Origin of the sequence: Polynucleobacter brandtiae, from assembly GCF_002797575.1 — a bacterium.
Lineage (GTDB): Bacteria > Pseudomonadota > Gammaproteobacteria > Burkholderiales > Burkholderiaceae > Polynucleobacter > Polynucleobacter brandtiae.
The window spans coordinates 128,985-140,739 of the sequence record NZ_PGTX01000004.1 but is presented as its reverse complement, the minus strand read 5'-3'; the positions used below and the strand labels follow the sequence as shown (position 1 = coordinate 140,739).

The following is an 11,755-nucleotide window of genomic DNA, read 5'->3' as shown; positions in this document are numbered from 1 at the left end:
AACCCCGCTAGAGTTCGTATCTGAATGGCGCAATAACTTAAACCCTGGAGCCCATGTTTCTAAATGAAAATGGTCCGAAGAAACCAGACAGGTCAAAGGCATAACCACTCTTGCGCTCGACTAAGGTCACGATGGCTTGCTTATGGGCAGCGCCAATGACGGTATCGCCTTCCCAGTGGCCGATTTGGGATCTGGCTTCAATGTGCTGGGGACGCTCGCTGATGGGCCTTCTACCGACGATCTGACCCCTCCGGTCACGGCCACTGGCATAGCGCTTTTTGCGTTTCTTTTGGCAGCGCAGCTGCTGGTAAAGGCTGCCACGGTAATCCTCCCCTTTTTAACCTAAGCTAAAAGTAGAGGCTGGTACTGCAAGTGCTAGTTTTTGTTTAGGAGTAATTCCTCCTAAACCCATATTGGGTCTTTCGTGATTGTAGGTCCACATCCATTTGGTTGCAAAGTCTTGTACTTCATCAATCGATTCAAAGAGGTATTGATTAAGCCAGTCATATCTCACGGTGCGGTTATAGCGTTCAATATAAGCATTTTGCTGTGGCTTACCTGGTTGGATATAACTCATCTCAATTTGGTGTTTAGCAGCCCATGCAGTCAGGATGTTTCCTACGAGTTCGGGGCCATTATCACAGCGTATTTTTAAGGGCTTGCCACGCCATTCAATGATCTGATCGAGTGACCGGATCACTCGTACTGCGGGCATAGAAAAATCAATATCAATGGCTAAGGCCTCTCGATTAAAGTCATCGATCACATTAAAAAGGCGGATGGTTCTGCCATCATGAAGTTGGTCATGCATAAAATCAATCGACCAAGTGTCATTAATACCTTGAGGTACAGCTAAGGGTAAAGGCTTTTCCCGAACTAAGCGTTTATGGGGTTTAATCCGTAGATTAAGCTCTAGTTCCTTATCCCTAAAGGGACTTCCCTTGGTCGTAATCCGGTAAACCCGCTTGTGGTTCCAGGTAAATCCCTTCACGTTACGCAAAAATAAGAAGCAAAGACCAAAGCCCCAGTTGCGTTGATTGTGAGTAAGACGGATCAGCCAATCGGCAATAAGGGCATTGTCAGAAGACAGCTTAGGGCTATAGCGATAGCAGGTCTGGCTAATGACAAAGGTATCGCAGGCTAGGCGGATACTCATACGACCCCTTTTTACTTCTTGGCTGGCCATCTCACGGCGGCGAGATGGCCGAGTTACTTTTTTTGCAAAACTTCCTTTAAGACATCTGCCTGGAGTTGGACTTCGGCGTACATCTTCTTTAGGCGGGCATTTTCAAGCTCTAACTCCTTTACGCGGGACATCATAGAAGCATCCATGCCGCCGTATTTAGAGCGCCATTTATAGAAGCTAGCAACGCTAATATTGTGCTCACGGCACAGTTCTGGGGCTGGCACGCCAGATTCGGCTTGCTTGAGAATGGCCATGATTTGGCTATCGGTAAATCGGGAGGTCTTCATAGAATTTCCTTTAAATCAAACTACATAGAAATTCTACTTTTAAATCAAGTTAACCTAGGGGACGATTACCCAAGGATTACATTGACCAAAAGATACCGCTAGTCAAGCAAGATAATCCGAATCATTTTTCACCTGGCTTAAATATTAAATTTATATTCTTAGATGATAGACCTGTAGTTTCTGAGCAGAAACTTGATGAGGCCATTAGGGAGGTTGAGCTGAGTGAATTAAAACGTGCGGCAGAGTGGTATTCAAATGAAATTTCGCGCTTTGTCCGACGCAATCAAAAGGTATCTGATTTTTCAAAATTATTAGAAATTAAAGAATTTTCCACCACTCCAGATTTAGATCAATTAGATCGCTTGATGCGTTATCAAACCACATTGCAAAGACAGCTTTCAACGGCCATTGGAGAGTTGATAGCCCTTACTAAAAATTAGTGTCCGCCACCTTTAAAAATTACCAGGATGCCTTTCCAGATTATCCATAGGTCCAAACAAAGAAGCCCAAATGAAGAGCGCTTGAGATATTGATCTACATATTCGTATTCATAAGCTGGGTTTCCCATTTCCGAAGTGCCTTTATTGATGTGACCTAAACCTAAAAGTCCTCCACGCAGCAAAAACCTAGTGACGTTTCCCTGCGCTCGGTCTCGATCGTAGTGCATTACAGATAAAGGACGCGGCCCAACAATACTCATATCTCCCTTGAGAACACTCCAAAATTGAGGCAACTCATCCAAGTAGAACTTCTTAACAAATTGACCAACAAAGGTGCGACTATCGGGCGTCCACTCCGCAGAGTAAGCAAGCCAATCATGCCTCTTGGCACCCTCAGGTTCAATATATTTAGTTTTAATTAAGCGAATTTTATATTTAGGAATAATTCTTCCAGCACTAACCCCGTTGTAATAAAAAAACATCGGGCCTTTATTTTCTGGAATTGCCCAACCTTCAATTATAAAAGTCAGCTTTAGTAATAATAAAATTGGAGCAGAAATTATCAGCAAAATAAATGCAAGGGTTTTATCAAAAAATACTTTAAAAAAACGTGGCGGCAGCGGTTCTTTTAAATTAAAAATATGCGGATATTTTTCTAAAATCTCAATAGTTGGCGGTTTATAAGGAAATGCCTCATGAGGTTCAATTTCTTCAATCATGAATATATTAAGTAAAGAGCTTAATCCAGCGGTTTTTAGAAATTATAGTATAGCAACTTTCTCAAAGTGGCTTTATTAGTTTCTGTCCTTTTTAAATCAAAAAACCAACCCCACTTATTAAAATATTTAATGGCGGAAATTATATGGTAGTACAGGAGTTTTTTATTTTTATATGAGCCCTTAGCATGGCCATGGACTGCAGATGCTTCCGGATAAAAATATACTCTGTGACTTTTGGAAATTCTTCGACAAATATCCAAATCCTCCATGTATAAAAAATATCTCTCATCAAATCCATTAACCAACTCATAGGCAGCGCTGTTAATCAAAAGACATGCTCCATGAATAAAGGGTACATCGTATGTTTTATCATAATTTGTAAAACGTAATTCTGTTTTATTTAAATAGGGCTTAATAAATCTAGAGAAAAACCTCCTAGAAACCAAATCAATTGGGGTTGGAAGCAATCTACATACATATTGAATTGTATTATCAGGATTTAAGATTTTTGGAGACACAATCCCACAATCCGAATGCGACTGCATAAAAATATATAACTTATTTAAAGCATCGGACATCAAATATACATCAGGATTTAGAATTAAATATGACTTAGCCCTACTAGAAGTGGATTTTAGAATAAAATTATGGCCACCACTAAATCCAACATTATTATTTAGGGTTAAATAATTAAAACCTTTCACATTACAATAGTCTCTAATAGATGAATCTAATCCATTATCAAATATATATATTTCAATATTAATAATATTTGATTCATTTAAAAAACTACTTAGAACGGCATCAATTTGTGATGCAGGAGTCTTAAAGACTACCATTGAGATAATAATATCAACCAAAGGATTCCTAGATTTTTAACTACGAACTGCCATAGATAATATTTTCATAGCAGAACAACAAACTTGCAACATGTTTTTCAAGCGAACTTGGCGAACCCCAATACTTAACATAGGCATTACCTCCAAGCTCATCAGCAAAGCTTGGATTTTCGTCTAACATCTTGATTTTATCAATTAAATCAACAAGATCGCCAGATTTAAACAATAGGCCAGTAACACCATCGACAATCAACTCTCTCGCAGCACACCCGTCCGAAACTATGGCTGGAATCCCCAATGCAGCCGACTCTGCAACCGTTAAACCCTGCGTCTCATGACAGATAGAGGGGAATATCAAAGCCCGACTAGATTTCACCGCGCCTAATACCCCATTACTATCAAGCCAGCCTAAAAATTTAGCGCTTGGACATAGCGTGCGAATACGATCTTCCTCACTTCCAAGCCCTACAAAAGTCGCCGATATCTTTAAAGCATCTGCAGCTTGTGCAAACAAAGTTGCGCCTTTTTCTGGCGAGAACCTTCCTACATATATGAAGGAGCTGCTAAGCGAAGGGGGTAAATTTGGTAACTTTTTAATTGTTATGGGATTGGGAATTCGAAATACATTTGCACCCTCTGGGAGATAAGGAGATACAAGCGCCTCACTGTAGGAGGATACACAAATATAGTTCTTAACCTCGTTTGGAATATGGGCGATGTTTTCCTGTATCAGCTGCCGAGTATAGCGCCATAATTTATGCGCATAACTCCTAGAATCGCAATTTGTTGAAAGGCAGCTTAATGACATAGGGGGGACCGTGCAGTGCTCCCCTTTGGGATAGTTATACAGACCTCCATTAGGGCAGACTAAGAAATAATCATGTAGCGTCAGAACAACTTTAAATCCATGATCTATACATGCCTTAATGACACTAGAGGAAAGTGACTTAACCCATGTGTGTATATGTATTACAGAATTCACAGGCGAGTACTCCTTGAGTATCAGCTCTAAATTTCTTTTATGCTTATAGTTCCATAATCCATTTACAGCCGATCTAAACCTTAATGCGTCACCAAGCAAATCGACACCCTCAAAACATGTAACTAAAACCTTGTCCCTATTAATACTGGCGTCAATAGGCCCTACTGCAGCAACCAATCTCACATCAACCCCAGAATCGGCCAAATAATTTAAACTCGAAAGAGCAACTTGTGAAGCACCTCCATTAATATAGGCATAATCAGTTAAAACAATTAATTGAATTTTATTTTTCTTTTCTAATTCCACTGTCATTATTTTTTAAATTAAAATTTGAGTAATTAGATCCAATTATAGCTACCAACATAAAAAATGGTCCGCCAAAATAACCAGATGTTCGAGTAAAAAATATAAGAATTATTATATAAATTAGGGTTACTTGAATTAAATACATCTGCTTGGTCAATAATTCTGTAGAAAATTTATATTTTTTTATTAATTTAAAAAATATAAAAACCAAATAAGAGAAAAATAAAATTCCAAATATTCCAAATTCTGATACAATTTTAGCGCCAAGAAAGGAGCCGTCTTCCGCATTTAAACTAATTAAATTTAAACCTTCCAAAAGCTCTCTAGCGCCAGATTTTGGAAGAGGAGAACACCCCATCATATTTAAACCAAGCCCAAAGCCATATGTTCTATATAAATTAATCCAAGCATCCTCAAGGCCCTGCAGAAACACAAGACTAGAAATATTAGTGCTGCTGTCAATATCACTTAAAATTCCGACAACACGATCAACTGTGGGCATAAAAAAAGAGTTCGGAATTAGGAAAATAAAAGCGGCAATTAAAGTTACGACGATAATTCGCAAAATACTTGTAGATTTTATTCTCAAAAAAAGAATAAATAACATCCATCCCAATATCAATATAAAAAGAGTGGATGAGTGGGAGAGAAAAACCATCATAAAAAGCGCAATCAATCCAAAAATTTGCACTTTCCTTTCTAGGGAGCTAAGAATAACTACTATGCAGGGAAACACAGAAAACGCTACGTGACTTGGCTCAGTAAAAAATCCAGACAACTTCCATGCATCTCTATATCGAGCTGTATCCAAAAAAAACTGGGGGAAAAGATACTCAAGCAAAAATTCGAAAAATAATACGATAATTATCAATTGAGATATTTTAATAAGTCCAACCCAAATCCGCGGAGATGATTCTCTGCCAATGCTCCATGCAAGAATTGACGAAACTAGAAATACGGGTAGAGTCAATAAAAATTTATTATGCATATCCTCGCACCCCCCCAAAGAAAATGATAGGGTGGAGATGAGTAATGAGGCAAAAGAAATAATAAGAAGAAAAGCAGCCGGAATGAGTATATTTTTTACGTGCATAATCCATATTAAAAATATACAAAATAAAGCAAAGTAATAAGGCTTGATTACTAAACTACCGACTTTGAAGGTAATTGGCCAAATTATTGTATTATTCAAAAACAAAAAATATAACAATCGCTCCCTTAGAATTAGATTTTTCTTAGTAACCACGTATGTAGGGCCTTAGGTTATTTTTAACCAATGCAATACATGCTCTTACTATTGCAATCAATATGGGTGATCCATAGTCTTTTTGAATTCTATATGCCTCTAAAATTGCTCCATATGTGCCACTAGCGCCACCAACCAACATTGACGCAGTCACACTATTTATATGTGATGTCCTTAGATTGGCTCCGCACCTCATCAGATATTCATAATCTCCAGCCGACGAATATGCAAGATTAAATTTTCCAAATTTTTCAAATAAAGATTTTTTATGAAAAGCTCCAACATGTGCTATGGTCATAACCTTTTTATGCCGCTCAAAATCAAATTCTGATCCAACTTCTCTGAGACTCTTTCCTTTATCATCAACCAGTTGAATTTTTGAGGTTATTAGCTCACTCTCACTATCGCCTGTGTGTATTACGTTCACATAAATTTGCAAGGCTTCAGGAAAGTAGCAATCTCCAGCACCTAGAAAAGCTATCCACTCGCCCCGCGCCAAACCCAGACCTTTATTCCATGCATCGTAGATTCCACTGTCCGGCTCGCTTATCCAATTTGCTACGATATCGCTGTTTTCCTTAATAATCTCAAGAGTTAGGTCGTTTGAACCCCCGTCAATCACAATCCACTCAAAATCTTTAAAATTTTGGTTCCTTAACGATTCAATTGTTTTTCCAAGTGAACGCTCGGTATTGTAGGTCGCTGTAATTATAGAAACAAATGGCTTGTAAATAATTTGCTCCTCATTGTCGATCTTATATTTTAAAGCCGTCAATTAAAATGCTAAACACAATAAATACTTTTTCCGAAGATGCAAAGCTTAAATGGTGTGCTCCATCACACATTTATAGATATTTCTATAAGTCTTTCCAACAGAAGTTTCTTTGCATTCCTCTATTAACTCAAAAGACGCTATACCCAATTTAGAATTTTCAAATATTTTTTTTAGACCCCTTTCAATAGATGACTGACTATTTGCATCAACCAAAAAAGCGTGTTTAAAAAATTTTTGCCTGGCATAAGGCTGATCAGCAATAAGAACAGGAATTTGGCCTGCCATCGCTTCCAGCACTGATATTGGCTGAGTTTCAGTATGACTTGGAAGAGCAAATATTTTTGCACCTCGGTATATGTCAATCAATTCAGAAGAAGCCGACTCAATCCCCTTTAACCAGGTGGCATTGCTATACGCTTGGAGTTCATTTTCAATTTCTATGCCGTACCTCTCATCCCCCGGCAATACATTTCCGACAAGCACTAAAGGTACATTTAATTTTTTGCAAGCCTTCACCAACTGAAGTTGATTTTTTCTAAGGCAAACATTACCCACAGACAATACATAACTCTTAGCTACCGGCGATTCTGCTAAGAAAAATTTATCGTCAACAATATTTGGCGCCACATAAATACGCTCCATTGGATATCCAAGAACACTATTAACGTATCTTTGTTGCTCGTCATTAACAACAGTAATCGCATCTACCCATTCAAGCATCTTATTTCTTAGAACACCAGGACCGATAAAACTTGATGCAAAATTGCGCGCTCTAGACTTTAAAGTTATATAAGGAAATAGCCCAGTCAATACAACCTTCTTTCCACTCAACTTTGCCCATTTTATTGAATTGTAGTGCTGAAGATCGTATCCCCAAATGTGCACAATATTAAAATCACTTTTTTTGTCCCAAAAGTTTAGCGGCGAAATATCAACGCCACTCTTTAAACTCGCCTTGATTGCAGCAAGCATTTGAACCTCAAATCCACCAAATGCAAATGAGTGAGGTTGCAATGGAACCACCCTCACCACAGGAAATGTGCTCTTAGTTACCAACTTAAATTTCTCTTAACTTCTGAAATACATTGTTATGCCCAACACTACCAATTAGGATTAAATCATTCATTGCCCGTTCTTTAACAACACGAGAGGGGCCCGGATGTCCGGCGAATGCAAATCTGCTTGGGTTATAGTCGGCGTATAAACTTGAGTCATCCATTACCAATATTCCACCGATATTTAGGCACCTTATACTTAATTCGTAATCGGCAATCGCGACGTCATAATTATGATTTCCATCTATATATATCAGATCCCATGAGATAGATTTTATATATTCAATTGCCAATTCATCTGCAGAATAGCCACGAAATAATGATGGAGTGGCGAGGTTAAATACTTTGTGATTCTGCAAAACATCCTGATAATAATTTACCCCGCCAATATAATTGCTTACACTATCTCCCTCATTTTCGAATGGTGAAATTCCATGAATATCGCATTTGAAATCAAATTTCTTTGCAAGTAGAGCCCAAAGAGATATGACCTGCCCCCTATATACACCAATTTCTAAACACCTAATCGGTCTGAATTGCTTAAAAATTGAAAACCACATGGCGTGCAAAGCATCCTCCCCAAATCCACGCTTGTTCCTAGAAAAATACTTTCTATGGTCTCTTACATCTACAGGGCAGATATTATAGAAATACCTGTGCATATACCTGTAAATATCGTCTCGATGCCCAACGGTTGTGAGGATCTGTGTAAATAGAAGTTCTTTCTGCCTAAAACACCAGGGGCGTCGATACCACAACTCGGAAATATAATTTCTTGCCCTTCTTAGGTAGCTTTTCATTTATTAATACCTTCAAAATGTGGTGCTTTAATACTGTGGAGCGTTTTATCAAGAACATTATGAAAATGCCGTTTATAACTATTAAAATAGAAGAACTTAATTCTTTCATGTCCCTTTTTTACCATTTGATCACGTAATCCGGGTGTAAGTAAAATTTTCTGCATTGAATTTTTTATATCTGATATTGATGAGGGATTAAAATAAATTGCAGCATCTCCAGCCTGCTCATGTACACCAGGTAAATCAGAAATTATGGCTGGGCAACCGTAGTGAAATGCCTCAAGCGTTGGTATATTTGTAGGCCCCAGAAATGTAGGCATGATTAACGCTATTGCATTCTTATATAAATTTTGCACGCCAGCGTCAGGCACATATCCAAAATACTTAACCTTTCCCTCAAGACCAAGCACCTTGATTTCCTGAAATATTAGATCATCTCCGGATTTTCGAGATCCAGTTAATATCAAATGCAAATCGGGATAACTGGATTCAATTTCCTTAAAGGCCCTTAAAAGATTGAGGTGGTTTTTATGGGGCCATAGTTGGGCGGGATAATAAAAATATTTTTCAGGAAGCATCAAACCTTCATTATCCAATTGCATACCACTGGTATTATCAGCCGAGTCCCTATTCATCCCCAAACATTGAGGTATTACAAAAATATTATCGCGATCAGCGCCATATATAGCCATGACGTCATTTTTTAATTGCGTCGATTCAACTACAATTGTTAGTGCATTTCTCAGACCATACTTAATCAATTGCTCGCGTCGATAGGCCTCTAGCCCAGACGCTAATTCAGGAAATTCTGGGTGGGTTCTATGACCTATATCGGCTAAAAAAAATATGGTTGGAGCAGTAGAGGCAACTGCATCAACGAACAGGGTAGGTAAAACCAAGAGATCGATAGCATCTTTTCTAAAATAAATATTTGACGCTAGAAGAAATGGCATCCTTGAGGCTAGGAACGGCGCAACAAAGAATAGTCGCTTGAAAATAGCCTTAGCTATATGGCCAAATTGACCAATACTAATGTAAGTTAAATTTTGATATCTTTTTTGAATTTCCTCTAAATTTTCATAATTCTTTTTATGGTAAACGAATATTTCAATTTCCCGATAAGAAGCCAAGGCGTCGAGAATATTAATCATCCACTGAAAGCTTCCCCCGCCACTCCTTGGCATTTCCAATAAAAAACCAACTCTTATTTTTTCATTAATTTTATTGCCCATTAAAAATCTTCTTTTTTAATGACAAATACTGCAGTCCATGTTTCGAGGCCTGCTTGCCTGTCCGTCATCCATTCCAGCACCTCGATACATCTTAAACCCACCTCACCCAATAAATAGTCAATTTCCGGCTTAAAAAGATAGCGCATCTTATGAATTTCTGCGATGTGACTAACTTTTCTCGTGGCCTTTTCCACTACCTCAACATTAAAACCAACGTCAACTAAATTTGAGTTGGGGTAAATAGTAGGATTTGCAATACGAGTCACCTCAAATTCTTCGCTGATCATTTTCTTTACCCGATTTTTTGGCAGATCTGTAAGTACGCCAGGGCCATACCAACAATCAAAGATGAAAATACCTCCGGGATGCAAGTGCTCTGCAACTGTTAAAAACATATTCTTTAAGTCTAAATTACTAGTTTGATAACTAGCAACATGAAATAACGAAATCACAACATTAAATAACTTTTCCAATCTAATGCTGCGAACATCTCCCACCGTATAAATTGGCTCCACTAAACAATCTGAATACTTTCGACTTCCTGCAGCATTAACCATGGCCTCGCTTAAATCAATGCCATGCACAGCATATCCCATTCTTGAGAAAATTTCAGCATGCCTACCTGTGCCACAACCCAACTCTAAAAGTTTATTCCCCATTTCCGCGCTATATTTGGAAAGTAAACCTCGGACAAAATTTGCTTCCGCCTCATAATCTTTATCCTGATATAGAAGATCGTAATAAGCGGCATACGCATCAAATATTCGACTCATGAAAATTCCTCTCTAATTTCATGGGCAACATGCTTAATCTGATCTTGTGTCAACGCCATTCCACTTGGAATATAGAATCCTTTTCTGCTTAATTTTTCAGCCTCTGGATATCGCTCCCCCTTAAAAAATCCCATTTCCCTTAAGATCGGCTGCTCATGCATCGGATAAAAGAATGGCCGTGTTCCTATTCCTCGTTTGGCCAGTCTATTCATAGCCTCTTTTGCATTAATTTCCTGGTCGCCATTAATATTCAGCCCATATACCCAGTAAATATTCTCAGCATAATCTGTTTTTGAAAGCGGGAGATCAAACCCCTTAATCCCCTCTAGCAATCTTGTATAAAGACATCCCATACGGCGCTTACGATCCACAAACTCGTCTAACCGCTCGAGTTGAGCAAGACCAATAGCTGCTTGTAAATTAGTCATGCGCATATTCCATCCAAGGCGTTCATGAACAAACCGCTTCGATGGTTGAAAACAAAGGTTGCGAAGGCTGCGACAAGCATCGGCAAGAGCTAAGTCATTTGTGACTACCATACCGCCTTCTCCGGTTGTAATATGCTTGTTGGGATAGAAGCTAAAAGTACTAATATCCCCAAAGCTACCGCAAGGGGCACCCAAATAAGTTTGACCATGCATTTCGGCGGCATCCTCAATTATCCTGAGCCCATATCGCCTTGCAAGCTCAATTACGGGATCCATATTGACTGGAAGCCCATAAATATGAACAATCATGATCGCCTTTGTTTTTGCGGTTATCTTAGCCTCAATTTGACTTACATTCATATTCCAAGTGCAGGGATCGCTATCTACTAAAACGGGAATTGCTCCAGACCTGACGATCTGAAGAACACAGGAAATTATTGTGAATGCAGGCAATATAACTTCGTCGCCATCCCCTATGCATAATGCTTCAACAGCGAGATCAATCGCAGCAGTGCCATTTGAAACGGCCACTGCATATTTTCGCCCCACCCTTTCTGCAAATTTACGCTCAAACTCCTCAACAAAAGGACCTTCGGATGAGATCCAACCGCTGTCGATACACTCAAGCAAGTATTTTTTTTCATTGCCATCAATTAATGGCTCATTAACAGGAATATTTATACTCAT

11 protein-coding genes and 1 pseudogene are annotated in these 11,755 nt (G+C 38.7%); all 12 read right to left on the bottom strand.

The window, feature by feature from the left end; translation table 11 throughout:
- Window positions 1-97: 97 nt before the first annotated feature.
- Window positions 98-319, bottom strand: a pseudogene (locus tag B0G85_RS08745) (IS30 family transposase); the annotation flags it as partial.
- A gap of 18 nt (window positions 320-337) precedes the next feature.
- A protein-coding gene (locus tag B0G85_RS08740; RefSeq protein ID WP_100380076.1) for an IS3 family transposase occupies window positions 338-1,473 on the bottom strand; the annotation gives its coding sequence in 2 pieces (ribosomal slippage) (window positions 338-1,227 and window positions 1,227-1,473; 1,137 coding nt in all).
- Window positions 1,474-1,909: 436 nt separating this feature from the next.
- Entirely contained in the window at window positions 1,910-2,632 is a 723-nt protein-coding gene (locus B0G85_RS08735) for a sugar transferase (protein WP_100380075.1), read from the bottom strand.
- 35 nt (window positions 2,633-2,667) lie between these two features.
- Window positions 2,668-3,492, bottom strand: a complete 825-nt coding sequence (locus tag B0G85_RS08730) for a glycosyltransferase (protein ID WP_100380074.1) — start codon at window positions 3,490-3,492, stop codon at window positions 2,668-2,670.
- Window positions 3,493-3,511: 19 nt separating this feature from the next.
- On the bottom strand, window positions 3,512-4,759 hold the full coding sequence (locus tag B0G85_RS08725) for a glycosyltransferase family 4 protein (RefSeq protein ID WP_232726004.1): 1,248 nt from the start codon (window positions 4,757-4,759) through the stop codon (window positions 3,512-3,514).
- On the bottom strand, window positions 4,737-6,005 hold the full coding sequence (locus tag B0G85_RS08720) for a hypothetical protein (protein WP_157799306.1): 1,269 nt from the start codon (window positions 6,003-6,005) through the stop codon (window positions 4,737-4,739). The genes B0G85_RS08725 and B0G85_RS08720 overlap by 23 nt, the downstream gene beginning before the upstream one ends.
- Window positions 5,995-6,780, bottom strand: coding sequence for a glycosyltransferase family 2 protein (locus tag B0G85_RS08715; protein ID WP_100380071.1), 786 nt, complete (start codon window positions 6,778-6,780; stop codon window positions 5,995-5,997). Before B0G85_RS08715 ends, B0G85_RS08720 begins: the two co-directional genes overlap by 11 nt.
- 45 nt (window positions 6,781-6,825) lie before the next feature.
- Window positions 6,826-7,752: a glycosyltransferase family 4 protein gene (locus B0G85_RS08710; RefSeq protein ID WP_157799305.1), complete on the bottom strand. Its 927-nt coding sequence runs from the start codon at window positions 7,750-7,752 to the stop codon at window positions 6,826-6,828.
- 85 nt (window positions 7,753-7,837) lie between these two features.
- Window positions 7,838-8,635, bottom strand: a complete 798-nt coding sequence (locus tag B0G85_RS08705; protein ID WP_100380069.1) for a class I SAM-dependent methyltransferase — start codon at window positions 8,633-8,635, stop codon at window positions 7,838-7,840.
- Entirely contained in the window at window positions 8,632-9,867 is a 1,236-nt protein-coding gene (locus tag B0G85_RS08700; protein WP_100380068.1) for a glycosyltransferase family 4 protein, read from the bottom strand. The genes B0G85_RS08705 and B0G85_RS08700 overlap by 4 nt, the downstream gene beginning before the upstream one ends.
- On the bottom strand, window positions 9,867-10,640 hold the full coding sequence (locus tag B0G85_RS08695) for a class I SAM-dependent DNA methyltransferase (RefSeq protein ID WP_100380067.1): 774 nt from the start codon (window positions 10,638-10,640) through the stop codon (window positions 9,867-9,869). Before B0G85_RS08695 ends, B0G85_RS08700 begins: the two co-directional genes overlap by 1 nt.
- Complete coding sequence (locus tag B0G85_RS08690) at window positions 10,637-11,755, bottom strand: DegT/DnrJ/EryC1/StrS family aminotransferase (RefSeq protein WP_100380066.1); 1,119 nt, start codon at window positions 11,753-11,755, stop codon at window positions 10,637-10,639. Before B0G85_RS08690 ends, B0G85_RS08695 begins: the two co-directional genes overlap by 4 nt.